Origin of the sequence: Kocuria sp. CH-021, from assembly GCF_049716185.1 — a bacterium.
In the GTDB taxonomy this organism is placed as follows: domain Bacteria; phylum Actinomycetota; class Actinomycetes; order Actinomycetales; family Micrococcaceae; genus Kocuria; species Kocuria cellulosilytica.
Window position 1 is genome coordinate 19980 of the sequence record NZ_JBNAFK010000021.1, and the last position, 24128, is coordinate 44107.

The 24128-nt window shown below is 74.5% G+C and carries 22 protein-coding genes; 10 read left to right on the top strand and 12 right to left on the bottom strand.

Features of this window, described 5'->3' with window-relative positions; genetic code table 11:
* The first annotated feature begins 17 nt into the window (after positions 1 to 17).
* The 3 genes from ACPYN7_RS14800 to ACPYN7_RS14810 all read left to right on the top strand — a co-directional run bounded on the left by ACPYN7_RS14800 (position 18) and on the right by ACPYN7_RS14810 (position 5607).
* On the top strand, positions 18 to 1502 hold the full coding sequence (locus ACPYN7_RS14800) for a malate:quinone oxidoreductase (protein ID WP_082697139.1): 1485 nt from the start codon (positions 18 to 20) through the stop codon (positions 1500 to 1502).
* Between the two features lie 252 nt (positions 1503 to 1754).
* Positions 1755 to 4922: an efflux RND transporter permease subunit gene (locus ACPYN7_RS14805; protein WP_424348168.1), complete on the top strand. Its 3168-nt coding sequence runs from the start codon at positions 1755 to 1757 to the stop codon at positions 4920 to 4922.
* A gap of 250 nt (positions 4923 to 5172) precedes the next feature.
* Entirely contained in the window at positions 5173 to 5607 is a 435-nt protein-coding gene (locus tag ACPYN7_RS14810; protein WP_058874679.1) for a MarR family winged helix-turn-helix transcriptional regulator, read from the top strand.
* Here the strand turns inward: ACPYN7_RS14810 and ACPYN7_RS14815 are convergent.
* Complete coding sequence (locus ACPYN7_RS14815; protein ID WP_231738409.1) at positions 5594 to 6448, bottom strand: transglutaminase-like domain-containing protein; 855 nt, start codon at positions 6446 to 6448, stop codon at positions 5594 to 5596. The genes ACPYN7_RS14810 and ACPYN7_RS14815 overlap by 14 nt on opposite strands.
* A 168-nt stretch (positions 6449 to 6616) precedes the next feature.
* Here ACPYN7_RS14815 and ACPYN7_RS14820 point away from each other — a divergent pair, with 168 nt between their 5' ends.
* From ACPYN7_RS14820 to ACPYN7_RS14835, 4 genes are read left to right on the top strand one after another with little or no spacing between them, the layout of a single operon-like run.
* Positions 6617 to 7780: a YihY/virulence factor BrkB family protein gene (locus ACPYN7_RS14820; protein WP_058874680.1), complete on the top strand. Its 1164-nt coding sequence runs from the start codon at positions 6617 to 6619 to the stop codon at positions 7778 to 7780.
* Between the two features lie 31 nt (positions 7781 to 7811).
* Positions 7812 to 8567: an alpha/beta fold hydrolase gene (locus ACPYN7_RS14825; RefSeq protein ID WP_058874681.1), complete on the top strand. Its 756-nt coding sequence runs from the start codon at positions 7812 to 7814 to the stop codon at positions 8565 to 8567.
* Between the two features lie 59 nt (positions 8568 to 8626).
* Positions 8627 to 9724: an S-(hydroxymethyl)mycothiol dehydrogenase gene (locus tag ACPYN7_RS14830; RefSeq protein WP_424348169.1), complete on the top strand. Its 1098-nt coding sequence runs from the start codon at positions 8627 to 8629 to the stop codon at positions 9722 to 9724.
* Positions 9721 to 10461, top strand: a complete 741-nt coding sequence (locus tag ACPYN7_RS14835) for an MBL fold metallo-hydrolase (RefSeq protein WP_082697141.1) — start codon at positions 9721 to 9723, stop codon at positions 10459 to 10461. Before ACPYN7_RS14830 ends, ACPYN7_RS14835 begins: the two co-directional genes overlap by 4 nt.
* A gap of 63 nt (positions 10462 to 10524) precedes the next feature.
* Here the strand turns inward: ACPYN7_RS14835 and ACPYN7_RS14840 are convergent, their stop codons facing one another.
* On the bottom strand, positions 10525 to 11832 hold the full coding sequence (locus tag ACPYN7_RS14840; RefSeq protein ID WP_157571418.1) for a hypothetical protein: 1308 nt from the start codon (positions 11830 to 11832) through the stop codon (positions 10525 to 10527).
* Between the two features lie 152 nt (positions 11833 to 11984).
* A complete protein-coding gene (locus ACPYN7_RS14845) occupies positions 11985 to 12980 on the bottom strand; it encodes an MIP/aquaporin family protein (protein ID WP_424348170.1) in 996 nt (331 codons plus the stop codon).
* Positions 12981 to 13123: 143 nt separating this feature from the next.
* On the opposite strand from ACPYN7_RS14845, the gene ACPYN7_RS14850 reads away from it, so the two are divergent.
* On the top strand, positions 13124 to 14239 hold the full coding sequence (locus tag ACPYN7_RS14850) for an ADP-ribosylglycohydrolase family protein (protein WP_424348171.1): 1116 nt from the start codon (positions 13124 to 13126) through the stop codon (positions 14237 to 14239).
* Here the strand turns inward: ACPYN7_RS14850 and ACPYN7_RS14855 are convergent.
* The 8 genes from ACPYN7_RS14855 to clpS form a co-directional block, all read right to left on the bottom strand.
* On the bottom strand, positions 14208 to 14867 hold the full coding sequence (locus tag ACPYN7_RS14855) for a 3'-5' exonuclease (protein ID WP_082697142.1): 660 nt from the start codon (positions 14865 to 14867) through the stop codon (positions 14208 to 14210). The genes ACPYN7_RS14850 and ACPYN7_RS14855 overlap by 32 nt on opposite strands.
* 22 nt (positions 14868 to 14889) lie before the next feature.
* Positions 14890 to 15768, bottom strand: coding sequence for a phosphotransferase family protein (locus ACPYN7_RS14860; protein ID WP_058874686.1), 879 nt, complete (start codon positions 15766 to 15768; stop codon positions 14890 to 14892).
* Between the two features lie 26 nt (positions 15769 to 15794).
* The gene (rdgB, locus tag ACPYN7_RS14865) at positions 15795 to 16439 is read right to left on the bottom strand and encodes an RdgB/HAM1 family non-canonical purine NTP pyrophosphatase (RefSeq protein ID WP_424348172.1); all 645 of its coding nucleotides are present in this window, start codon (positions 16437 to 16439) and stop codon (positions 15795 to 15797) included.
* Positions 16432 to 17217, bottom strand: coding sequence for a ribonuclease PH (gene rph / locus ACPYN7_RS14870; protein WP_424348173.1), 786 nt, complete (start codon positions 17215 to 17217; stop codon positions 16432 to 16434). The genes rdgB and rph overlap by 8 nt, the downstream gene beginning before the upstream one ends.
* 56 nt (positions 17218 to 17273) lie before the next feature.
* A complete protein-coding gene (locus ACPYN7_RS14875; RefSeq protein ID WP_424348174.1) occupies positions 17274 to 18101 on the bottom strand; it encodes an MBL fold metallo-hydrolase in 828 nt (275 codons plus the stop codon).
* A gap of 60 nt (positions 18102 to 18161) precedes the next feature.
* The gene (murI, locus tag ACPYN7_RS14880) at positions 18162 to 19097 is read right to left on the bottom strand and encodes a glutamate racemase (protein WP_424348175.1); all 936 of its coding nucleotides are present in this window, start codon (positions 19095 to 19097) and stop codon (positions 18162 to 18164) included.
* A gap of 115 nt (positions 19098 to 19212) precedes the next feature.
* Positions 19213 to 19773, bottom strand: a complete 561-nt coding sequence (locus tag ACPYN7_RS14885) for a DUF2017 domain-containing protein (RefSeq protein WP_058874691.1) — start codon at positions 19771 to 19773, stop codon at positions 19213 to 19215.
* Positions 19773 to 20111: an ATP-dependent Clp protease adapter ClpS gene (gene clpS, locus ACPYN7_RS14890; RefSeq protein ID WP_058874692.1), complete on the bottom strand. Its 339-nt coding sequence runs from the start codon at positions 20109 to 20111 to the stop codon at positions 19773 to 19775. The genes ACPYN7_RS14885 and clpS overlap by 1 nt, the downstream gene beginning before the upstream one ends.
* 55 nt (positions 20112 to 20166) lie before the next feature.
* On the opposite strand from clpS, the gene ACPYN7_RS14895 reads away from it, so the two are divergent.
* Together ACPYN7_RS14895 and ACPYN7_RS14900 are read left to right on the top strand one after the other, a co-directional pair.
* Positions 20167 to 21516: a nicotinate phosphoribosyltransferase gene (locus tag ACPYN7_RS14895; RefSeq protein WP_424348183.1), complete on the top strand. Its 1350-nt coding sequence runs from the start codon at positions 20167 to 20169 to the stop codon at positions 21514 to 21516.
* A gap of 95 nt (positions 21517 to 21611) precedes the next feature.
* Positions 21612 to 22223, top strand: coding sequence for an isochorismatase family protein (locus ACPYN7_RS14900; RefSeq protein ID WP_058874693.1), 612 nt, complete (start codon positions 21612 to 21614; stop codon positions 22221 to 22223).
* A gap of 42 nt (positions 22224 to 22265) precedes the next feature.
* Here the strand turns inward: ACPYN7_RS14900 and ACPYN7_RS14905 are convergent, their stop codons facing one another.
* Positions 22266 to 24065, bottom strand: a complete 1800-nt coding sequence (locus ACPYN7_RS14905; RefSeq protein WP_058874694.1) for a DEAD/DEAH box helicase — start codon at positions 24063 to 24065, stop codon at positions 22266 to 22268.
* Positions 24066 to 24128: the final 63 nt, after the last annotated feature.

Here is a 24128-nt window from a genome sequence, read left to right on the forward strand (position 1 = left end):
CAACGGGAGCATCGACTGTGACATCACCTCAGACAACGGAATCGACCGACGTCCTCCTGATCGGCGGAGGCATCATGAGCGCCACCCTCGGCGTGTTCCTCAAGGAGCTCGAGCCGCAGTGGGACATCACGATGCTGGAGCGCCTCGACCAGGTCGGCGCGGAGAGCTCCAACGTCTGGAACAACGCCGGCACCGGCCACTCCGCGCTCTGCGAGCTCAACTACGCCCCCCAGGCCGCCGACGGCTCGGTGAGCCCCGAGAAGTCGCTCGGCATCAACGAGCAGTTCCAGCTCTCCCGCCAGTTCTGGGCCTCCCTCGTGGCCGAGGGCAAGCTCCAGGAGCCCGGCACCTTCATCAACCCGGTGCCGCACATGTCCCTCGTCTTCGGCGACGCCCACAGCGACTACCTGCGCCGCCGCTGGGAGGCGCTCCAGCCGAACAAGCTCTTCGAGCGCATGGAGTACACCGAGGACCGCGAGAAGATCGCCGAGTGGGCGCCGCTGACCATGCACGGCCGCGGCGCCGGGCGCGTCGCGGCGTCCTGGTCCCCCGAGGGCACCGACGTCGACTTCGGGGAGCTGACCCGGCAGCAGGTCGCCCACCTCCGGGCCCGGGGCGGAGAGGTGCGCTACGGCCAGCAGGTCGTGGACCTCGACCGCCAGGGCGACGGCACCTGGGTCGCGAAGGTCAAGAACCGCCTCAACACCGAGGGCGACCGGCTCGTGCGCGCCAAGTTCGTCTTCGTGGGGGCCGGGGGCGGCGCGCTGCCGCTGCTGCAGAAGTCCGGCATCCGGGAGGCCAAGGGCTACGGCGGGTTCCCGGTCTCCGGCCTGTGGCTGCGCAACTCCGACGAGAACGTCGCCGCCCAGCACAACGCCAAGGTCTACGGCCAGGCCTCCGTGGGCGCCCCGCCCATGTCCGTCCCGCACCTGGACACCCGCTACGAGCACGGGCGGCGCGCGCTGCTGTTCGGCCCCTACGGCGGGTTCAAGCCCAACTTCCTGAAGCAGGGCTCCTTCCTCGACCTGCCGCTGTCCGTGCGCCCGCACAACATCTACCCGATGACCCGCGCGGGCCTGGCCAACCTGGACCTGGTGAAGTACCTGGTGAGCGAGCTGGCCAAGACCAAGGGCCAGCGGGTCGAGGCGCTGCAGCAGTTCTACCCGACCGCCGACGGCTCGCAGTGGGAGCTGGTCGAGGCGGGGCAGCGCGTGCAGGTCATGAAGCGGGACAAGCACAAGGGCGGGGTGCTGCAGTTCGGCACCGAGCTCATCGCCGCCGCGGACGGCTCCATCGCCGGGCTGCTGGGCGCCTCCCCGGGCGCCTCGACCGCGGTGCCCATCATGCTCAACCTCCTGGCGAAGTCCTTCCCCGCGCGGATGTCCGGGTGGGAGCCGCGGCTCAAGGAGCTCATCCCCTCCTACGGCGTGAAGCTCAACGACAACCCGCAGCTCGCGGACGAGGTCATGGGCCGCACCGCTCAGGTGCTCGGCATCAACTGACACCGCGACGCCCGGCACGGCCCCGGCCGGCCGGGCGCCCGCGGGACGGGGCCCGGACCGGTCGCCGGTCCGGGCCCCGTCGCCGTCCGCGCCCCGGGCGGCCCGGCCCCGGAGCCCCGGTGACCTGTCAGTGCCCCGGTGACCTGTCAGTAGGCGGCGGTACCCTGGGGGCCGTGCGCCCCGGTCCCGGCCGCGACGCCCTCGACCTTCCCTCCTCTAGGAGCACGAGTGTTTCTCCTCGCCCGCGCATCGATGGCCAACCGAGCCCTGATCGTGCTCATCACGCTGTTCGTGGCCCTCTTCGGGGTGCTCAGCATGCGCTCCATGAAGCAGGAGCTCATCCCGTCCCTGGAGATCCCCGCCATCAGCGTGGTCTCGGCGATGCCCGGGGCGTCCGCGGAGGTCGTCGACGAGCAGGTGGGCCGGCCCCTCGAGCGGGCGCTCAACATCGTGGAGGGCCTGGAGAGCTCGACGTCCACCTCGCGCGGCGGGCTCTCCAACATCCAGCTCGGCTTCGAGTACGGCACCGACCTGGACCGGGCCCGGAACCAGGTGGAGCGGGCGATCTCCAACGTGCGCACGCAGCTGCCCGACGACGTCGAGCCCACCGCGTTCGCCGGCTCCGTGGCGGACTTCCCCATCGTGTTCCTGGCCGTCTCCTCCGACGAGGAGCTCAGCCCGCTCGCGGCCGACCTGGAACGGCTGACGGTCCCGGACCTGCAGCAGATCGAGGGCGTGCGCTCCGCCGAGGTGAGCGGCGCCCCCGATCAGGTGGTCTCGATCCTGCCGGACCGGGCGGACCTCGCCCGGGCCGGCGCCACGCCCGCCGACATCCGCACGGCCCTGGAGGAGAGCGGCGGCCTGGTGCCCGTGGGCACCGTGGACGACGGCGCCACGACCCTGCCCGTCCAGGCCGGCTCCCCCCTCGACTCCCTCGAGGCCGTGGAGAACGTCCCGCTGCCCCTCCCGGAGGACGCGCCCGAGGGCGCCGAGCCCACCACCGTCGGCGACGTGGCCACCGTGGAGCTCACCGAGCAGGAGCAGACCTCGATCACCCGCACCAACGGGGAGCCGACCCTCGCACTGTCCGTGACCAAGACCCCGGACGGGGACACCGTGGGGATCTCGCAGGCCGTCGAGGAGATGATCCCGGAGCTCGAGGAGGACCTCGGCAACGGCGCCGAGATCACCGTGGTCTTCGACCAGGCCCCCTACATCGAGCAGTCGATCGAGGACCTCACGGTCGAGGGCCTGCTCGGGCTCGCGTTCGCCGTGCTCGTCATCCTGGTGTTCCTCGCGTCGCTGCGCTCCACGCTGGTCACGGCGATCTCCATCCCCCTGTCCCTGCTCGCCACGTTCATCGGGATCAACGCCCTGGGCTACTCGCTGAACCTGCTGACCCTGGCAGCGATCACCCTGTCCGTGGGACGGGTCGTGGACGACTCCATCGTGGTGATCGAGAACATCAAGCGCCACTACGGGACGGTGGACCTGCGCACCGACCCCGCGAACGCGAAGCGCCGGGCCATCCTCACCGCCGTGCGCGAGGTCGCGGGGGCGATCACCGCCTCCACCCTCATCACGGTGGCGGTGTTCGTGCCCATCGCGTTCGTCGGCGACGTGACCGGCGAGCTGTTCCGCCCGTTCGCGCTGACCACGACCATCGCGCTGCTGTCCTCGCTCGTGGTGTCCCTGACCATCGTGCCCGTCCTCGCGTACTGGTTCCTGCGGGACCCCCGGCTGGCCCGGCGCGGCCGGCCGGCGGACCGCGCCGCCCCCTGGGCCGCCCCGACCGCGAGCGGCACCGCGGCCGGGGCGCCCACGCGGCTGGCGCAGGGCTACCTGCCGGTCCTGCGCGGCACGCAGCGCCACCCGTGGGCCACCCTCGCGGTGAGCGTCCTGGTCCTGGGCGGGACGGCCGCCCTGCTGCCCGTGCTGCCGACCAACCTGCTCGGGGACACGGGGCAGAACACCATGACGATCGAGCAGGACCTGCCGCCCGGCACCGCGCTCGCGGTGACCTCCGAGCAGGCGAGCCGCACCGAGGAGGTGCTCGACTGGACCGAGGGCATCGAGGACGTGCAGGTCACCATGGGCCCCGGCAGCGGCTTCTCCGCGTTCCTGCCCGGCAGCGGCACCAACAGCGCCACGTTCTCCGTGACGACGGACGCCGGGGTGGACCAGGAACGGCTGCGCCGCACCGTCGGCGAGCGCCTGGACCGGCTGGACGGCGCCGGGGAGTTCTCGGTGCAGGGCGCCCAGGGCTTCACCAGCAACGACGTCGAGATCTCCGTCACCGGCACGGACCAGCCGACGCTCGCGGAGGCCGACGAGGCCGTGGTCCGGGCCATGCGCGAGCTCGGCTCCGCCGGGCAGGTCACGAGCAACCTGGCCGCGACCCAGCCCACCGTCGTCGTCACCGTCGACCGGGCGGCCGCCGCCGCGCGCGGACTGAGCGAGGAGCAGGTCACGGGGGCCCTCGCCGGCACCGTGAACCCCCTCCCGGCCGGGTCCATCGACCTGGACGCCGACTCGGTGGCCGTGACCATCGGCGAGGGCCGCGCCGTCGAGGACGTCGGGGCGCTGCGGGCCCTGCCGGTGCCGGCGGCGGGCGGGTCCGTCCGGCTCGACGAGCTGGCCGAGGTCGAGGAGGCGCTCACGGTCGAGACCATCACGTCCAGCAACGACCAGCGCACCGCCACCGTGGCCGTCACCCCCGCCGGCGACGACCTCGGCGCCACCAGCGCCGAGGTCCGGGAGGCGCTCGCGGACCTCGACCTGCCGCAGGGCGCCTCCGCCGAGCTGGGCGGGGCCGCCACGGAGCAGGAGACCACGTTCCGGCAGCTGGGGCTCGCCGTGCTGGCCGCGATCGCGATCGTCTACGTGGTGCTGGTGGCCACCTTCAAGTCGCTCGTCCAGCCGCTGATCCTGCTGATCTCGATCCCCTTCGCCGCCACGGGCGCGGTCCTCGCGCTGCTAGCCTCCGGGGTGCCGCTGGGCCTCGCGTCGCTGGTCGGGGTGCTGATGCTCGTGGGCATCGTGGTGACCAACGCGGTGGTGCTGATCGACCTGATCAACCAGTACCGGGGCGGCGGGCACCGGATGGTCCTCGAGGAGGCCATCGAGAAGGGGGCGACCCGCCGGCTGCGCCCCATCGTGATGACGGCCCTGGCGACCATCCTGGCGATGACGCCCATGGCGCTGGGGATCACGGGCCAGGGCAGCTTCATCTCCCAGCCGCTGGCCGTGGTGGTGATCGGCGGGCTGATCTCCTCCACCCTGCTGACCCTGGTGCTCGTGCCGGTGCTGTACCGGCTCGTCGAGGCGCGCAAGGAGGCGAGGCACCGTCGCCGGGAGGAGCGGATCGCGGCGCTGACCGGGTCCGGGGCGGGAGCGGCTCGTCCGCAGCGCGGAGCGTGACACCGGTCACCGTGCGCTCTTTCGTGGACGTTTGCAATAGAAAATACCTGCGGCCGCCTCGGCCCCGGCTGCGCAGGGGAGCGCCGCGCGCTATCATTCCCGCAGGTCACACCGGCAATGGGTCTCCTCCCGCGGCCGGCGCCCCCGGCAGACCGGCGCAGCGTCCCCCGAAAGGGGGGACACCGGGGCGCCGGACGCCGATGTAACCGGGTCGTAGCATTAACGTGTGCCCCGCAGAGAAACAGATCGTGTGCAGAACAGCGCCGACGCCTGGGAGGCCCTCTTCAGGGCCCAGGTGACGGTCATGCGGCGCCTCCAGCGCCAACCCGAGTTCGCGGAGCTGTCCGCCCGCGAGTACGACGTCCTGTTCAACCTCTCCCGCTCCGACGAGGCCGGCATGCGCCTCAACGAGCTCAACGAGTACGTGCTGCTCACCCAGTCCAGCCTCAGCCGGATGCTCGAGCGCCTCGAGCTCAAGGGGCTGGTGCACCGCTGGCAGGACCCGCAGGACCTGCGGGGGCTGCGCATCCGGCTGACCGACCGGGGCCGGCAGATGCAGGTGCAGATCGCCGAGCAGTTCCGGGTGCACGTGCACGAGCTGATGTCCGCGGGCCTGGACCCGGAGGAGCTGCGCATCCTCACCCGTCTCGCCGACCGCCTGCGGGACGCCGTCAACGACCTGTGACGCCGGGCCCTCGGCCGCCCGGCAGCGGGAGCACGACCCTGGCCTCCGGGTCCTCGGTCCCGGGCGCGGAGGACTCCGCGGACACCCGCATCTCCCCCAGGGTGATCTCGCCCCCGAGGGTGGTCAGGAACGCCGTCTCGGACGCGTCCGCGCCCGTGGCGATGCGCACGAACTCCGTGCGCGGCGCGAGGCCCGTGGCGTCGAGGACGTACCAGGTCCCGTCGTGCCACGCCTCGACCACCGCGTGGAAGTCCATGGGGGACAGCCCCGGCGCGTAGACCGACACGAGCCGCGCCGGGACCCCGAGACCCCGGAGCAGGGTGATGAGCAGGTGCGCGTAGTCCCGGCAGACGCCCCGCCGGGTGAGGAAGGTGTGCACGGCGGTGTCGGTGGCCGTCGAGGACCCGGCCACGTAGTCCAGGTGCTCGTGCACCCAGTCCCGCACCCGCTGGAGCGTCCCGTAGCCGCCGCCCCGGGCCCCGGGGAAGAGGGCGTCCGCGGTGCCGGCCATCTCGTCGAACGGGCAGAACCGGCTCGGGCGGGTGTAGCGGACGAAGTCCACGCTCTCCGCCGGCGGCGGGGAGCCCGCGCCGCCGTCCAGCTCCAGGGCGTAGGACACCGTGCACTGCGTGCCGCCCGGCACCCGGGCCAGGTGCAGCCGGGTGCCGTGCAGGTCCTCCGCCTCCTCCAGCTCGGCCTCGACCCCGTCGACGCGCAGGCTCAGCCGCTCGGCGGGACGGCCGCCGCCGGCGCGGGCGGCCGCGACGGAGAGCACCGCCAGGTGGTCGGTCTCTGCCGCGAAGGCGACCTCCGCCGAGACGGTGCGCCGGGTGGTGGGCACGGAGGGCCTCCTGGTGTGCTGGACTGTGCGGCGGACCGGCGGCCCACCTCGTCCATTGTCGCCCACCGGCATGATCGTCAGTACACTGATGCACGAGACATCCCCCACACGCCGCCGCCGGCCGGGGTCCGCGCACCGCACCCGGCGGCCGACCGCGAAGGACGCAGCATGGCCCAGGACACCACCCAGGACAGCCGCTCCAAGGAGCGCACCGCCCCGGAGCCCGAGGACTCCCGCAAGCCGGACAGCCCCACCGAGATCAGCAAGCCCTCGTGGGGCTACGTCTTCAAGCGCGCGGCCTCCGAGTTCTCCAAGGACGACTGCACCGACCTCGCCGCGTCGCTGACGTACTTCGCGGTGCTCTCCCTCTTCCCGGCGCTGCTGGCCATCGTCTCCCTGCTCGGCGTGTTCGGCCAGGGAGAGGCCACCACCCGGGCGATCACGGACTTCCTCGGTCAGTACGCACCGGCCGAGCTCGTGACCCTGCTCGAGGGCCCCATCAACAACCTCACCACCAGCACGGGCGCCGGGCTCGCACTGTTCACCGGTCTGCTCGGCGCCCTGTGGACCGCCTCCGGCTACACGGGGGCCTTCGGCCGCGCCATGAACCGCATCTACGAGGTCGAGGAGGGCCGGCCCGTCTGGAAGCTCCGGCCGATGAACATCCTCGTGACGCTGATGCTGGTCCTCATCGTGGTCCTGATCATGCTCATGGTGCTGCTGTCCGGCGGCATCGCCCAGTGGGTGGGCGACCTCGTGGGCCTCGGCAGCACGGCCGTGACGGTGTGGAACATCGCCAAGTGGCCGGTCGTCGTGGCCTTCGCGATCGTGCTCATCGCGGTGCTCTACTACTTCACCCCCAACGTGCAGCAGCCGAAGTTCCGCTGGATCAGCATGGGCTCGATCGTCGCGCTGCTGGTGGCGGCCCTGGCGGCCGCGGCGTTCACCTGGTACGTGATCAACTTCGCCACCTACAACGCGACCTACGGCATCATCGGCTCCGTCATCATCCTGCTGCTCGGCCTGTGGATCATCAACAACGTGCTCCTGCTGGGCGCGGAGATCGACGCCGAGGTCGAGCGCGGCCGCCAGCTGCAGGGCGGGATCAAGGCCGAGGAGACCATCCAGCTCCCGCCGCGCGACACCCGGCAGGTCGACAAGAAGGAGAAGAAGGAGGAGAAGCTCGTCGACCAGGGCCGCAAGCTGCGCCTGGAGCACGAGCACCTCGACTACTCCTCCGGCGACTCCGACAAGAGCTCCGACAAGAGCTCCGACGAGAGCTCCGGCCAGGACGCGGACCGGGACTCCCGCACGGCCTCCGGCAGGAGCTGAGGACCGTCCCCGGATCCGGGCGACCGGCTCCATGGAGCTCCTGGAGCTCGGCGGGGACCCCGGCGGCGAGCCCGTGGTGCTGATCCACGGGCTCGCCGCCTCGGCGTGCTCGGGATGGGTGCGCACCGGCTGGGTGCGCGCCCTCGGGCGCGCGGGCTTCCGTGCCCTCGGGGTTGACCTGCCCGGACACGGGCGGAACGCCCTGCCCGCGCCGCCGGGCACCACGCGCACCGGGCTCGTCGACCGGATCGGCGAGCTCGTCCGCGGGCTGGACGCCGCCCGCCCCGTGCCCCTGGTGGGCTACTCCCTGGGTGCCCAGCTGGCGTGGTCGGCGGCCGCCCGCAGCCCGGGGATCGGCGCCCTGGTGCTGGGCGGTCTCGGCCCGGTGGACCGGCTCCCGGAGCTCGGGCGCGCCCTCGCCCACGACGGCGCGGTGGACCCGTCCGCGCGCGAGCTCGCGGCCGCCCTCGCCGCGACCGGCGACGCGGGCGACCGCGGGCGCGCCGAGCGCTGGTCCGCGTTCGCGCGGCAGACCGGGGCCGAGCCCTTCGCCCCGGCGGCCGGGGTGCCCGCCCAGCCCCTGCTGCTGTTCGCCGGCGGCCGTGACCCCTGGGCGGACCCGGCGGCGATGGCCCGGCTCCGTGCCCCGGGGCGGGCCTCCACCGAGCTGCTCGTGGTGCCGGAGCGCGACCACGTCGACGTCCTCACGTCGCGGGCGGCGCGGGAGGGCGCCGCCGCGTTCCTCCGCCGCTGCTCCCTCCCGCGCGCCTGCGGCGACCTTCCCTAGACTGGGGAGCGGTGTTCCGGACCGGAACCGTCACGTCGTCCGAAGGAGAGGTCACACTCATGCACGAGGTCAGAGCCGTCGTCGTCACGGCGAAGAACGCACCAGCCACCCTCGAGACGATCCTCGTCCCGGACCCGGGACCCGGGGAGGCGCTCGTGGACGTGGTCACGTGCGGGGTCTGCCAGACGGACCTGCACTACAAGCAGGGCGCGGTGGGCGACGAGTACCCCTATCTGCTGGGCCACGAGGCCTCCGGCGTGGTCGCCGCGGTCGGCGAGGGCGTGACCGAGATCGCCGTCGGGGACAAGGTCATCCTGAACTGGCGGGCGGTGTGCGGCGAGTGCCGGGCCTGCCGCAAGGGCGAGCCCTGGTACTGCTTCGCCTCCCACAACGCCACCCAGAAGATGACCCTGGCCGACGGCACCGAGCTCTCCCCCGCCCTGGGCATCGGCGCGTTCGCCGAGAAGACCCTGGTGGCCGCCGGGCAGTGCACCAAGATCGAGGGCGAGCTCGAGGACCACCAGTACGCCGCCGTCGGGCTGCTCGGCTGCGGGGTGATGGCCGGCATCGGCGCCGTCCTCAACACCGGGGCCGTCCAGCGCGGGGAGTCCGTGGCCGTGATCGGCTGCGGGGGCGTCGGCACCGCCGCGATCGCCGGGGCCGCCCTGGCCGGGGCCACCACGATCGTCGCCGTGGACCTCGACGACGAGAAGCTGGCCACCGCGCAGAAGTTCGGCGCCACCCACACCGTCAACTCCCGGAACTCCGACCCGGTGGAGGCGATCCGGGAGCTCACCGGCGGGTTCGGCGCCGACGTCGTGGTCGACGCGGTGGGCATCGCGCCGACCTTCCAGCAGGCCTTCGAGGCCCGCGACCTCGCCGGGCGGATGGTCCTGGTCGGGGTGCCCGATCCGGGGACCACGTGGGAGATCCCGCTGGACCAGGTCTTCGGCCGGGGCGGTTCGATCAAGTCCGCGTGGTACGGCGACACCCTGCCGTCGAGGGACTTCCCGATGCTGGTGGACCAGTACCGGCTGGGCCGGCTGGACCTGGACGGGTTCGTCACCGAGCGCATCGGGATCGAGGACGTCGAGCCCGCGTTCGAGAAGATGACCGCCGGCAAGGTCCTGCGCTCCGTCGTGGAGATCGGACGATGAGCCCCGTCGACGGCCACGACGGCGAGGCGCTGCCCGACCGGGAGCGCGCCCACCCCGCGGACCACGGCGCCGTCCCGGCCCGGCGGTCCGCCGGCGCCGGCCGGGCCCGCATCGACCACCTGGTCACCGCCGGGACGTTCTCCCTCGACGGAGGGACCTGGGAGGTCGAGAACAACGTGTGGATCGTGGGCGACGACGACGAGTGCGTCGTGATCGACCCGGCCCACGACCCCCGGGCCGTGGTGGAGGCCGTCGCCGGGCGGACGGTGACCGCCGTCCTGCTCACCCACGGCCACGACGACCACATCCGGTCCGTCAAGGAGGTGGCGGGCCAGGTGGGCGGCAGGATCCACCTGCACCCGGAGGACACGGTGCTGTGGGAGCAGGTCTATCCGGCCACGCCCTTCGACGCCGGGATCGCCGACGGTCAGGAGTTCTCCGTGGCCGGGACGACGCTGACCGCGCTGCACACCCCGGGCCACTCGCCCGGCTCGGTGTGCTTCTGGGCCCCGGAGCTGGGCGAGAACGGGGTGCTGTTCTCCGGGGACACGCTCTTCCAGGGCGGCCCCGGCGCCACGGGCCGGTCCTGGTCGGACTTCCCCACGATCATCGCCTCCATCCGCGACCGGCTGCTCGTCCTGCCGGAGTCGGCGGAGGTGCTCACCGGCCACGGGGACGCCACCACGATCGGTGCGGAGGCGCCCCACCTGCAGGAGTGGGTCGACCGGGGCCACTGACCGGTCCGCCGGCACCCGCCGGGCCCAGGGCCGGCCGGGCCCAGGGCCCGGCGGGCGCCGCGCTCAGAGATCGCCGAGGTCGATGCGCCGCCAGCGGTGCACGAAGGCCAGGGCGGTGGCCAGCAGGGCGGCCGCCGCCACCACGGGCACCAGCGCCGCGCTCCGGTAGCCCCAGGACTCCCCCAACCACCCGGACAGGGCCAGGCCCCCGGTCAGCCCCACGCTCATCATGGCGGTCATCACCGTGGTCAGGGCCGTGACCCGGGCGCTCGGGGCCACGAGCCGCGCGATCTCGTAGACCGCCACCAGGCACGGGCCCGTGGTCAGCCCGGCGAGCGCCAGCACCACCACCATCCCCACGGAGTCGTCCGGGATGGTCAGGAGCATCGCGGCGAGCACGGCACCGGAGGCCGCCGCCACCCAGCGGTTCCACAGCCGGAGCTCCTCGCTGCGGGCGGACGCGGCCACCGCCGCCAGGGCCGACGTGAGCCCGGAGACCGCGTACAGCCAGCTGACCGAGATCACCGCGTCCACGGCGGTCGCGAAGACCACGACCGCGCCGAGGGTCGAGCCCACGAGGCAGCCCAGCGCGCCCATGCCCAGCACGGGGAGCAGCCGGATCCGGCGCGCCCTGCGACGTCGCCGGCGGACCGCCCGGGTCGGCGCGGACGGGGCGGAGGGCCGGAAGCTGATGAGCCCCCGCGGCAGCCGGGCGGAGCAGTGCAGCAGGAACACCGTGGTGCCCACGAGCGTGAGCGTGGCCGCGAGCACCAGCACGGCGAGCGGCCCTAGGGTCACGGCCACGAGGCCGGTCAGCGCGGCGGCGAGGACGGTGGCCACGGAGTCCATGACGCTCTCGTGGCGCAGCGCGGTGTCGAAGAGGTCCTCCCGGGAGTCCCGGGCCAGCAGGGACCACCAGCGCAGCCGGCACGCGACGCCCATCTGCGGCAGCACGAGGCCGGCGAGCAGGCACGGCAGGACCAGCTGGGCCGGGGCGGCGCCGCTGTCGGCGGCCAGGTCCGGCAGCCGGCGCACGAGCCACCACACCGCGAGCGGATTGACGAGGGTGAGCAGCACCAGGCCCAGCTGCCGCCGGCGCCAGGACGCGGCCGCCCCCATGGCGAGTCCGCACAGGGCCGAGCCGAACGTCACGGCGGCGGCGCACAGCGTGCCCAGGGCCGGGGAGCCGGAGATCAGCGCCACCGTGGTCAGCACGCCGAGCGGCACCATGGTCTGGGGCAGCCGCACGAGCAGGGTCAGCACGGGGTACAGGGCCCCGCTGACGGCGGCCAGCTCCCGGGAGTCCGCCAGGGGTGAGCGGGAGGCCGTGCTGAAGCCTCCCAGGGGCTCGGCGGCGCGCACACTGCTCACGAGGGTCCTCCGCTTCCTGCCGACGGCGGCCGGGCAGGACCCAGACTAGCCCCGCCGGCGGGTCGATGACGGAAAGCGTCGGTCCCCGCCGCGGCCGGTGGGTCCCGCGGCCCGGCCGGACCCGGGCCGGCCGGGCCCGGCGGGTCCCCGGCTCAGCGCTCCGGGTCCGTGGGACGAGGCGCAGCCGGTGCCGGGGCGGGCGCGGTGGGCGCGGCGGGCCCGTCGGCGCCCCGGTGCGGCCGGGACAGGTCCGCCGAGCGGTGGACGAGACCGGCCACGAGGCCGCCGAGCAGCGGGGCGGCCCAGAAGAGCCACAGCTGGCCCAGGTGCGCGGCCCCGCCGACCACGGCGGCGCCCGTCGAGCGGGCGGGGTTCAGCGATCCGCCGTCGAACGGCGCGGTGATCGTGAGCAGGAAGGCGAAGGCCGCTCCGATGGCCACGGGGGCGAGGACCGCGTTGGCCCGCGGCGCGGTGGAGCCCAGGACCACGAGGGCGAACAGGGCGGTCGCCACGAACTCGACGAGCAGCACGGTGGTCCACCCGGCCTGGGAGGTGGAGTTCTCCCCGAAGCCGTTGGAGACCGCGCCGAGGACCTGCGCCGTGGTCGAGGAGTCGAGCAGCGTCACGAGCACCGCCCACAGCACGCCCGCGGCGGCCAGTGCGCCGAGCACCTGCGCCACCACGTAGCCGAGCGCGGATCTCGCGGGGGTGCGCCCGGCCACGACCGCGGCGAGGGTGACCGCCGGGTTGAAGTGGCCCCCGGAGACGTGCCCGAAGGCGACGATCGCGGCGAGCAGCCCGAGGCCGAAGCCGAGCGCGGAGTCGATGACCTCGGTCGCGAACATGCCCGTGCCCAGGCCCGCGAAGACCAGCAGCGCCGTGCCGGCGAACTCGGCCGCCCACCGGGCGGGCGCGGACGCGGCGTCCGCGGCGCCGGCGGGCACGGTCTGTTTCCGTGCGGCGACGGGCACGGGCCCCGCGAGGCCCTCCGTGCCGGGGCCGGCGGGCCCGTCGTCGTGGACGGCGCTGTCGTGAACGGTGTCGTCGTGGACAGTGCTGTCGCGGACGGTGTCGTCGCGGACAGTGCTGTCGTGGACGGTGTCGTCGCGGACGGCCGGCGGGGTCGTGCCGGGAACGTGCTGGCTCATGGAGCTCTCCTCGTGGGTGGGGGCGGCACGGCGGGGGATGCCGTGCCGGTGGGGCGCGGGGCGCCCGTGCCATGCAAGCACAGCCGGTTGAAGGGCGGCTGAACCCGCCCCGGGACGTGCCGGGCCCCGACTACACTGACCGCATGCCCGCTCCCCTGCTCTTCCCCGACGCCGGCCTCGACCCCGCCTGGCCCGAGTACGCCGACTCGGTGCGGGCCGCCCTGCTGGGCGGCGCCCTCGGGGACGCGGTCGGCGCCCGCGCGCGCGCCGACCGGGGCGTGCACCCCGGGGCGGCCGCTCCGGCGGACCCGGACGGCTCCGACGTGCTGCGGATCTCCGCCGGCACCCAGCTGACGCTCTACACCCTGGACGCCCTGCAGGAGGTCGTCGAGTGGGCCAACCAGGGCCACGCCGCCGACGAGACCGCGTGCCTGTGGCTGGCCTACCTGCGCTGGCTGCACGCCCAGGGCGAGCCCCACCCGGCCGGGGCGCCGCGACCGCTGCCCCGCCGGATCGACGAGGAGGACGTCCTGCACGCCGTGCGGCAGCCCGACGGGACGGTGCTGGAGGCGCTCCGGACCGGCCGGATGGGCGAGGTCGAGCGTCCCGTGCTGCCGGACGCCGAGGGCGCCGGGGCGGTGCTGCGCTCCGCCCCGTTCGGCCTCCTCCCCCACATCGGCTGGCGCACGCTCGTTCCGCTGGCCGTCAACGGTGCCGCGCTCACCCACGGGCACCCCGAGGCGCAGACGGCGGCGGCCGTCCACGGCCTCGTGGTCCACGCCGCCGTGCGGGCCCGCCGGGAGGGCCTGCCGCGGCCGGTCGCCGCGGCCGTGGCCGCCGCCCGCGGGACGGCGGAGAACCTCACGCGCCCGGTGGCCGAGACCCTCGCCCGGATCGACGACGCCGTGCGCGCCGCCGGGCGGGAGGACCCCGTCCCGGGGACGCGCCCGGGTCCGCTCGGCGCCGGCCGGTCGGCCCCGGAGGTCCTGGCGGGCGGGCTCTCGGCGGCCCTGCGCGCGGAGGCCGGGGCCCCGGGCGCCCCGGACCCGCGGGCCGTGCTGCGTTTCGCGGTGGAGCTGGGCACCGCCCACGACGGCGACCCCGCGGCCGCCGCGGCGATCGCCGGTGGGGTCACGGGGGCGGCGCTGGGGACGGCCGCGCTGCCGCCCGAGGAGGTCGCCCGGCTGGACGCCGGGCGCGCGCTCTCGGGGGCGGCGGAGCGCTGGCTCAGGGAAGTGGGGGCGCCGCCAGCCGCTTGACGTCCAGGCCCGCGCCGGCGAGCAGCTCCCGGACGCTGCGCGCGCCGGCCCGGCGGACCAGGTCCAGCACGATCCCCGCGCACGCCCGGGCGTCCTCGAGGGCGTCGTGGTGCCGGCGCAGCGGCACCCCGGCGGCCTCGGCCGCCCGGGGCAGCGCGTAGGACGGCAGGTCGTAGCCGCGCCGTGCCAGCGCCAGGCTGCACGCGTAGGCCAGCGGGGCGTGCCGCGTGTCCGTCTCCGCGCACGCGGCGCGGATCACCCCCATGTCGAAGGCCGCGTTGTGCGCGACCACGAGCTCGTCGGGATCCTCCGCGAGGATCCACTCCTCGATCCGCGGCCACAGCTCGGCGAAGCCGGGGCGGCCCGCGACGGTCCGCTCGGTGATCCCGTGGATGCGCGTGTTGCCGGGGTCGAAGGCCGCGCGCGTGCGCGGCGGGCGCATGTACGCGGAGCGCTCCTCCACCACCCGGCCGCCGCGGACCCGCACCAGGCCCACGGCGCACGGGGAGCCGATGAAGCGGTTGGCGGTCTCGAAGTCGATGGCGGTGAAGGCGAGGGACGAGGGGTCCGCGGCGGAGGGTGCGGTGGTCGTGGCGGGGTTCGTGGCGGGGGAAGCGGGGAACGGCACCGGACCAGCCTACTGCGCCGGCTCAGGCGCAGATGCCGCGCAGGTTGGTCTCGATCCAGTCGTCGGCCCGCGCGATGGACTGGTTGACCTGGGCGGTGTCGAGGTCGTGGTGCAGGGCGTACGCGACGGCCTGCAGCGGGAAGGTGCGCGCGTGCAGCCGGGCCCGCTCGTAGACGGTCTCCGAGACGGCGGCGCGCAGGGTGTCCCAGCCGTACCACAGCCCCAGGGACGCGGCGTCGTGCGCGGGGTCGGACAGGCAGGCGTGGTCCCAGTCGATGACGCCCGTGAGCTCCTCCCCGTCCCACAGCATGTTGTGCCCCATGAGGTCCCCGTGCACCAGGGTCGGCACCACGGTGGGCAGCGCGGCGAGCTCGGCGACGGCCCGCCGCGCGGCCTCCTGGTTGCGGGGCAGCAGCCGCGGGATGACCTCGTCGAGGAGCACGTGCCGCCGCCGGTGGCCGCCCCAGTGCTGACCGGGACGGTCGAGGTACCGCGCGAAGCCCGTGGTGTCGACCTCGGCCAGCTCGGTCAGCACCCGGTGCAGCACGGCCGGGTCGCCGTGCCCGGGCGGGTGGGGGTCACCGGGGCACCACGTCAGGCCCACCCCGGTGTAGCCGTGGGAGACCACCACATCGGTGAGCGGCCGCGGGGTCGCGAAGGAGAAGCGCGGCAGCCGCCGCAGCACCTCCGTGCGGCGCTGGACGTGCTCGCAGACCGTGGCGTTCTTGGCGATCCGCACGGAGATCACGTGCCCCACGTTCACCACCACGTGGGCGGACCCGCCGGCGTGCACCTCCCACTGGCTCGGGTCGGCGCTCGGATCGGCGCTCATCCCGGCCTCCCGCAGGACGTCCTCGACGGCGCCGGCGAACGGCAGGTGGTGGAGCTGCGACCAGGGCATGGGCAACTTCCTCGGTTCGGACGGGCTCAGTCGGGGACGGCGGCGCGGCCGAGGGCGGCGAGCAGGTGCGGGAGCAGGGCCCGCATGGCGCGCCCGCGGTGGCTGACGGCGTTCTTCTCCGCGCGCGTGAGCTCGGCGCAGGTCCGGTCGAGCCCGTCGGGGCGCAGCACGGGGTCGTAGCCGAAGCCGCCGTCCCCGGCCGGTTCGCGCAGCAGCGTCCCGCGCAGCACGCCGGTCTCGACGTGCTCCTCCCCGTCCGGGGTCACGAGGGCCGCGGCGCACACGAACTGCGCGCCGCGGTGGGCGTCGGGGACGTCCGAGAGCTGGGCGAGCAGCAGCCGCAGGTTCGCGGCGTCGTCGCCGTGCCGCCCGGACCACCGTGCCGAGAAGATCCCGGGGGCCCCGCCCAGGACGTCCACGGCCAGGCCGGAGTCGTCGGCGACGGCGACGAGGCCGGTCGCGGCGGCGGCGGCGCGGGCCTTGAGCAGGGCGTTGGCCGCGAAGCTCGTGCCGTCCTCCACGACGTCCGGGGCGCCGGCCGTGCCGGCGTCCACCACGAGGCGTTCCACGTCCGTGCCGGGCAGCGCCTCCGCGAGCAGGTCCCGCAGCTCCACGAGCTTGCCCGCGTTGTGGGTGGCCAGGACCACCCGTGCGCCGTCGTGCTCACCCATCGTCGCCCTCGCGCAGGGTCTCGACCTGGATCTGGGTGAGCTGGGCGCACCCGGCCAGCGCGAGGTCGAGCAGGGCGTCGAGCTCGGCCCGGTCGAACGGGGCGCCCTCGGCGGTCCCCTGCACCTCGACGAAGTCGCCGGACCCGGTGACCACCACGTTCATGTCCGTCTCGGCCCGGACGTCCTCGACGTACGGGAGGTCGAGCATCGGGACGCCGTCGATGATGCCCACGGACACGGCGGCCACGGTGTCGGTGAGCGGCTGGGCGCGGCGGGCGACGAGCCCCTCGGCCCGGGCCCAGCTGATGGCCTCGGCGAGGGCCACGTAGGCGCCGGTGATGGCCGCGGTGCGGGTGCCGCCGTCGGCCTGCAGGACGTCGCAGTCGAGGACCACGGTGTTCTCCCCCAGGGCGGAGAGGTCGATGACCGAGCGCAGGGAGCGCCCGATGAGCCGGGAGATCTCGTGGGTGCGCCCACCGATCTTGCCCTTCACGGACTCGCGCGCGGACCGGGTGGAGGTGGCCCGCGGGAGCATCGCGTACTCGGCGGTCACCCAGCCGCGGCCCTCCCCCTTGAGCCAGCGCGGCACGCCCTCGGTCACGGACGCCGTGCACAGCACCCGCGTGCTGCCGAACTCGATGAGGGCGGAGCCCTCCGCCTGCTGGGACCAGCCGCGGGTGATGGTGATGGGCCGCAGCTCGCCGGGCGAGCGGCCGTCCGACCGGGTCACCCCCGGGGTCGAGGGGGCCGGTGCGCTCTGGTCGACGGGGGAATCCATGGGCTCCACCTTACCCCTCGGTCCCGGCCCCCCGGCCCGGCCGCCGGAGGTGGTGCTCACGGTCCGACGGCGGCCGCGGGACGGCCGCTGCCGCGGCGGACGATCCGGTAGGTGTAGGCGGGCTCCGCCACCCCGATGGGCCCCTCGAAGACCTCCTGCGCCTCCTCGACGGCCCGGGTCGGCGAGTTCCAGACCGGCAGGTGCGTCAGCAGCAGCTTGCGCACCCCGGCGTCCCGGGCGGCCTCCGCGGCGCGCCGGCCGGTGAGGTGGATGCCGCGCAGCGCGTCGTCCCGGCCCTCGTGGTAGGCGGCCTCGCACAGGAAGACGTCGGCGTCCCGGGCGGCGCGCACGAGGCCCTCGCACGCGTCGGTGTCCCCCGAGTAGGCCAGGGTGCTCGGACCCATGACCCCGTCGTAGTCGATGCGCAGGGCGTACGGCTCAGGGGTGGGGTGCTCCACGAGGAACGGCGTGATCGTGAACGGTCCCACCCGCACGGGCTGCTCGGGGGCCCAGGTGTGGAAGTCGAACTCCCCGTGCATCCCGGGCTCCGCCGGGAGCCCGTGGGTGCTGCTGAGGTACTCGTGCAGGCCGGTGGGCGCCCACAGCGGGATCGGGGCGCGGCCCCAGCCCCGCGGGTCCCACTTGATCGCCACGTGCAGCCCGGCCAGGTCGATGCAGTGGTCGGGGTGCAGGTGGCTGACGAGCACCGCGTCGATGTCGTGCAGGTCCATGTGGCGCTGCAGCACGCCGAGGGCGCCGTTGCCCATGTCCAGCAGGATGCGCCAGGTCCGCCCCTCCTCGTCCTCGCCGCTGACGAGGTAGCAGGAGGCCGGGGAGTTCGGCCCCGCGAAGGAGCCGGTGCATCCGACGATGGTGAGTTTCATGGAGCGTGTGCCTTCCAGGGAGGACCGGTGGGACGGCGGCCGCACCGGCCGCGGGGCTGCTCAGGGAGCGGACGGGCCGGTTCCCCCGATCATCTCCGGGGTGATCCGCGCGAGCGAGCCCGTGGGGTACTGCTCCGCCACGGAGCTGGTGTGCCGGACGCGGGCGACCTCCGGCCCCAGGAACCGCCGGGCGAGGACCTCGAACGAGGCGGCGTCCCCGGTGGCGAGGAACTCGTGGTGGGCGGGCAGGCTCGGGTCCCGCTCGAGCCCGTGGCCGACCAGCGCCCGGTAGACGTCCTTGGCGGTCTCCTCCGCGCTCGAGACCAGGGTGACGGCGTCGCCCATCACGTAGGAGATCACGCCGGTGAGCAGGGGGTAGTGGGTGCAGCCAAGGACCAGGGTGTCCACGTCGGCGGCCCGGAGCGGGTCCAGGTAGGACTGCGCCGTGGCCAGGAGACCGGGCCCCGTGGTGACCCCCGCCTCCACGTAGTCGACGAACGCCGGGCAGGCCACCGAGTCGATGCGCAGGTGGGGGGCCGCCGCGAACGTGTCGTCGTAGGCGCGGGAGCCGACGGTCGCCTCCGTGCCGATGACCCCGATCCGGCCGTTGCGGGTCGAGGCCACCGCCCGGCGCACCGCCGGCTGGATGACCTCCACCACGGGGATCCCGTAGACCCGGGTGTAGCGCTCCCTGGCGTCGCGGAGCACTGCGGCGGACGCCGTGTTGCAGGCGATCACCAGCAGCTTGACGCCCGAGTCCACGAGCTCGTCCATGATGCGCAGGGCGTGCGCCCGGACCTCGGCGATCGGCAGCGGCCCGTAGGGCCCGTGCGCGGTGTCCCCCACGTAGACGATCTCCTCGTGGGGCAGCTGGTCGATGATGGCGCGGGCCACGGTGAGGCCGCCCACCCCGGAGTCGAACACGCCGATGGGTGAACCGGGGTTGGGGCGCCGCGCGGTGCGTCCGCCGGGCCCGAAGACGTCGTCATCCTGCATATCGTCAAGAGCGTAGTCCCGGGCGTGCCGCCGCCCCAAACCGCGCCGCGGCCGCGCCGCCGTGATGCGCGTCACCCTCCGGCCGGGCGGAGGCCTCCCGGGGCGTCGTGGCCGGTCAGTCGCGGGGCAGCTCGTGGAGCAGCGCCTCCATGAGGGTCTCCTGCAGCCACGAGACGAAGTTGTACAGCAGCGACATGTACGTCTCGACGTCCTCGATGGCGGTCCAGTCGTCGTAGCGCCCCACCCGCTCGGCGTCCTCCTCGCTCCGGATCCCGAGGCGGTCCGCCAGCACCAGCCGCACGTCGTTGAGGGCCCGGCCGAAGGCCTGGGCCTGCTCCGGGTCCAGCCGCACGGGCTGCGCCTCCAGCGCCAGGGCGGCCTGCTTGAGCACGCCCCGCTTCGTCTCCCGCAGTCCCCGCTCCGTGTACCGGCGGAACTCGGCGGCGCGCTCGGGGTCCAGGCTGCCGTCGGGCAGCAGCCGCCGCAGCGCGGAGTCGTCGGGGACGGTGGCGTCCCCGGACACGCCGAGCATCCGCTCGAGCGAGTCCTCGGAGGCCGGCTCCTCGGGCGCGAGCGCCTGGGCCACGTCCGCGAACAGCTTCTGCAGCAGCTCCTTCTCGGCGTCCTCGAAGCGGGCGGTGATGCCCCGGCGGCTGGACCGGAAGCCCTGCGCCATCAGTGGCCCCCCGCCTGCTCGAAGGTGGCCCAGAGCCCGAAGCCGTGCATCGCCGCGGTGTGGGTCTCCGCCTCCTCGAGGGATCCGCTGGCCACCACGGAGCGCCCGTGGTGGTGGACCTCCAGCATCAGGGAGCGGGCCTTCTCCTCCGGGTAGCCGAAGTAGGAGCGGAACACGTACGTGACGTAGCTCATGAGGTTGACGGGGTCGTCCCACACGACCACGTTCCACGGGGTCTCGGTCGCCGCGGCCACGGACGCGGCGCCGGCGGGCCGGGTGCCGGTCTCCGGGGTGGCGGTGGCCGCGGGACGGGCGGCGGCGGGAGCAGTGCAGTGCATGGTCCGCCCATCGTAGCGAGTGCCGGAGCCCGGGCGCACCGGCGGCGTCGCTAGAGTGGTCCCCGTGAACCAGCGCAGCCACCGGTGGGCCCCGCCGCCCACGTCCCTGATGACCGACCACTACGAGCTGACCATGCTGCAGGCCGCCCTGCACGCCGGCACCGCGCAGCGGCGCAGCGTGTTCGAGGTCTTCGCCCGGCGGCTGCCGGCCGGCCGCCGCTACGGCGTGGTGGCGGGCACCGGGCGCCTGCTCGAGGGGCTCGACAGCTTCCGCTTCGGCGACGACCAGCTGCGCTTCCTCGCGGACACCGGCGTGGTCAACCGCGCCACCCTGGACTACCTGGCGGACTTCCGGTTCACCGGGTCGATCTCCGGCTACGCGGAGGGCGAGGCCTACTTCCCCTCCTCGCCGCTGCTCGTGGTCGAGGCCACGTTCGCCGAGGCGTGCGTGCTCGAGACGTACTTCCTGTCGGTGCTCAACTACGACAGCGCCGTGGCCTCGGCCGCCTCCCGCATGGTGGGGGCCGCGGCAGGACGTCCGTGCATCGAGATGGGCTCCCGGCGCGCCCACGAGGAGGCGGCGGTCGCGGCCGCGCGGGCGGCGGTCATCGGCGGGTTCGACTCGACGTCGAACCTCGAGGCCGGGCACCGCTACGGGATCCGGACCGTCGGGACCGCGGCCCACTCGTTCACGCTCCTGCACGACTCGGAGGAGGACGCCTTCCGCGCCCAGCTCCAGTCCATGGGCCGGGACACCACCCTGCTCGTCGACACCTACGACGTCGAGTCCGCGGTCCGGAAGGCCGTGGAGCTCGCCGGCCCGGAGCTGGGCGGCGTGCGCCTGGACTCGGGCGACCTCGTGACCCAGGCCGCCTGGGTGCGGGGGCTCCTCGACGAGCTCGGCAACCCGGGCACCCGCATCACCGTCACCTCGGACCTGGACGAGTACGCGATCGCGGCCCTGAACGCCGCGCCCGTGGACGCGTTCGGCGTGGGCACCCGCGTGGTCACCGGCTCGGGCGCGCCGACGTCGTCCATGGTCTACAAGCTGGTGGCCCGCGAGGACTCCTCCGGAGAGCTGCGGCCCGTGGCGAAGGCCGCCAAGGGCAAGGTGTCCGTGGGCGGGCGCAAGCACGCCCTGCGGCGCCGGGACGAGCAGGGCACGGCGACCCACGAGGTGGTCGGCATCGGGCGGCTGCCCGACGACGACGGCGACGACCGGCCGCTGCTCGAGGAGTTCGTCCGCGACGGTGAGCGGCTGGACGGCTGGACCGGGCCCGCCGGGGTCCGGCGGGCCCGCGAGCGGCACGCGGCGTCCGTGGCGGAGCTGCCCCGCTCGGCCCGGCGGCTCAGCGAGGGCGACCCCGTCATCCCGACCGTGCTGGGCCCGGACGCCCCGGTCTGAGCCGCCGTCCGGGCGCACCGGGACGAGGACCACCGAACGAGACCCACCGAGCGGAAACCACCGAGCGAGAACCGTCGAACAGAGGGAGGAACACCATGAGGACCGCACTGATCGTCGTCGACGTGCAGAACGACTTCTGCGAGGGCGGGTCGCTGGCCGTCACCGGGGGCGCGGCGGTGGCGGCCGCCGTGTCGGAGCACCTCGAGGACCACCACGGCGACTACGCGGCCGTGGCGGCCACGCAGGACTGGCACGTCGACCCCGGGGCGCACTTCTCCGACGAGCCGGACTACGTGGACTCCTGGCCCGTGCACTGCGTCGCCGAGTCCCGCGGGGCCCACGTCCACCCCGACCTGGACACGGACTGGATCCAGGCGTGGTTCCGCAAGGGCGAGCACTCCGCCGCCTACTCCGCGTTCGAGGGCCTGCTGGCCCCGGACGCGGACGTCCCGATGGGCGACGACGAGGACGTCGACGACGAGCCCGACGTGAGCCTCGACGACTGGCTGCGGGAGCACGAGGTCGAGGCCGTGGACATCGTGGGCCTCGCGACCGACCACTGCGTGCGGGCGACCGCCCTGGACGCCGTCGAGGCCGGCTACGACACCCGGGTGCTGGTGGACCTCACCGCGGGCGTCGCCGAGGAGAGCACCGAGCGCGCCCTGCGGCAGATGGCCGAGGCCGGGGTCGAGGTCGTCCGGTCCTGACCGGCCCGGCCGCGGCCCGGGCGGGCCGCGGCCGGGCGCGGCTCACTTGCGGCCGATGAACCAGTCCTGCAGCTTCTTGACGCGCGCCTGCAGCTGCGCCTCGTTGGCCTGCGCCACCGCGGGGCCCCCGCACACGCGGCGCAGCTCGTTGTGCACCACGCCGTGCGGGGTGCCGGTGCGCGAGGCCCAGGCCGAGACGTTCTTGGACAGGGTGGCGCGCAGCTCCTTGAGCCGCCGGTGGTCGGGCACCGCCGGCTCCGGGGCCCGGGCGGCACCCGGGCGCCGGCGGGCGTGCTGGGACTGCCGCTCCCGCAGCAGCGCCGAGACCTGGTCGGCCTCGAGCAGGCCCGGGATGCCGAGGAAGTCCGCCTCCTCCTCCGAGCCCACCGCCACGCCGCCGCCGAAGGCGCCGCCGTCGAAGAGCACCCCGTGGAAGGACGCGTCCGAGCCGATGGCCTCGAAGCGGCCCTGGGCGAGCGCCGCGGAGGCCTTCTCCTCGCGGTTGGCCTCCTCGAGCAGATCGTCGTCCCAGCCCTCCTCGAGCGGGTCCGCGGGCAGGCCGGTCTCCTCCGCGGCGGGCTTGTCCAGGGCGTGGTCCCGCTCGGCCTCCATCTCGTTGGCGAGCTGCATCAGCGCCGGCACGGACGGCAGGAAGACGGAGGCCGTCTCCCCGCGCTTGCGGGCGCGCACGAAGCGGCCGACCGCCTGCGCGAAGAACAGCGGCGTGGAGGTCGACGTCGCGTAGACCCCCACGGCGAGCCGCGGGACGTCGACGCCCTCGGAGACCATGCGCACGGCCACCATCCACCGGCTGTCCCCGGCCGAGAACTCGTCGATCCGGTCCGAGGCGCCCTTGTCGTCGGAGAGGACCACGGTGGGGCTCTCCCCGGTGATCCGGCGCAGCTGCGCCGCGTAGGCCTTCGCGTCCTGGTGGTCGGTCGCGATGACCATCGCCCCGGCGTCGGGCACGGTGCGCCGCACCTCCGTGAGCCGCTGGTCCGCGGCCTGGAGCACCGACGGGATCCACTGCCCGTTCGGGTCCAGCGCCGTGCGCCAGGCGTGGGCGGTGATGTCCTTCGTGAAGCCCTCGCCGAGCTCCGCGGCCATCTCCTCGCCCGCGCTCGTGCGCCAGCGCATCTGCCCCGAGTAGGCGAGGAAGATCACGGGCCGGACCACGTGGTCCTTGAGGGCGTCGCCGTAGCCGTAGGTGTAGTCGGAGCTCGAGCGGCGGATGCCGTCCCCGTCCTCCACGTAGCGCACGAACGGGATCGGCGCGGTGTCCGAGCGGAAGGGGGTGCCGGTCAGGGCGAGCCGGCGGGCCGCGGGGTCGAAGGCCTCCTGCAGCCCGTCGCCCCACGTGAGGGAGTCCCCGGCGTGGTGGATCTCGTCCATGATCACCAGCGTCCGGCCGGCCTCCGTGCGGGCCCGGTGCAGGAGCGGCTTCATCGCCACCTGCGAGTAGGTCACGGCCGCGCCCAGGTAGTCCCGGCCGTGGGAGCCGTCCGCGTTCTTGAAGTTCGGGTCGATGGCCAGGCCCACGCGAGCCGCGGCGTCCGCCCACTGCCGCTTGAGGTGGTCCGTGGGCGTCACCACCGTGATCCGGTTGACGGTGCCGCGGTCGAAGAGCTCCTTGGCCACCCGCAGCGCGAAGGTCGTCTTGCCGGCGCCGGGGGTCGCGACGGCCATGTAGTCCCGGGGCTGGGTCTCGAAGTAGCGCCGCAGCGCCTCCGCCTGCCAGGCGCGCAGCTTGGGGGCGGTGCCCCACGCGGCGCGGTCGGGGTAGGCCGGGGGGAGGTCGGCGGCGGCAGCGCCGAACAAGGACAGCTGGTCGTCCTGGGACACTCTGGCGACGTCCTTTCGCTCGTGGTCCCGCGGCCTCGTGGTCGCGGTGGCTGGCAGGGGGCG

What these genes read in the sequence shown, in the direction of transcription:
- ACPYN7_RS14900 (WP_058874693.1), top strand. Translation starts at nt 21,612, where the DNA reads ATGAGGACCGCACTGATCGTCGTCGACGTGCAGAACGACTTCTGCGAG.
- ACPYN7_RS14845 (WP_424348170.1), bottom strand. Translation starts at nt 12,980, where the DNA reads ATGAGCCAGCACGTTCCCGGCACGACCCCGCCGGCCGTCCGCGACGAC.
- ACPYN7_RS14835 (WP_082697141.1), top strand. Translation starts at nt 9,721, where the DNA reads ATGAGCCCCGTCGACGGCCACGACGGCGAGGCGCTGCCCGACCGGGAG.
- ACPYN7_RS14875 (WP_424348174.1), bottom strand. Translation starts at nt 18,101, where the DNA reads ATGAAACTCACCATCGTCGGATGCACCGGCTCCTTCGCGGGGCCGAAC.
- ACPYN7_RS14825 (WP_058874681.1), top strand. Translation starts at nt 7,812, where the DNA reads ATGGAGCTCCTGGAGCTCGGCGGGGACCCCGGCGGCGAGCCCGTGGTG.
- clpS (WP_058874692.1), bottom strand. Translation starts at nt 20,111, where the DNA reads ATGCACTGCACTGCTCCCGCCGCCGCCCGTCCCGCGGCCACCGCCACC.
- murI (WP_424348175.1), bottom strand. Translation starts at nt 19,097, where the DNA reads ATGCAGGATGACGACGTCTTCGGGCCCGGCGGACGCACCGCGCGGCGC.
- ACPYN7_RS14805 (WP_424348168.1), top strand. Translation starts at nt 1,755, where the DNA reads ATGGCCAACCGAGCCCTGATCGTGCTCATCACGCTGTTCGTGGCCCTC.
- ACPYN7_RS14830 (WP_424348169.1), top strand. Translation starts at nt 8,627, where the DNA reads ATGCACGAGGTCAGAGCCGTCGTCGTCACGGCGAAGAACGCACCAGCC.
- rdgB (WP_424348172.1), bottom strand. Translation starts at nt 16,439, where the DNA reads ATGGGTGAGCACGACGGCGCACGGGTGGTCCTGGCCACCCACAACGCG.
- ACPYN7_RS14850 (WP_424348171.1), top strand. Translation starts at nt 13,124, where the DNA reads ATGCCCGCTCCCCTGCTCTTCCCCGACGCCGGCCTCGACCCCGCCTGG.
- ACPYN7_RS14860 (WP_058874686.1), bottom strand. Translation starts at nt 15,768, where the DNA reads ATGCCCTGGTCGCAGCTCCACCACCTGCCGTTCGCCGGCGCCGTCGAG.
- ACPYN7_RS14885 (WP_058874691.1), bottom strand. Translation starts at nt 19,773, where the DNA reads ATGGCGCAGGGCTTCCGGTCCAGCCGCCGGGGCATCACCGCCCGCTTC.
- ACPYN7_RS14820 (WP_058874680.1), top strand. Translation starts at nt 6,617, where the DNA reads ATGGCCCAGGACACCACCCAGGACAGCCGCTCCAAGGAGCGCACCGCC.
- rph (WP_424348173.1), bottom strand. Translation starts at nt 17,217, where the DNA reads ATGGATTCCCCCGTCGACCAGAGCGCACCGGCCCCCTCGACCCCGGGG.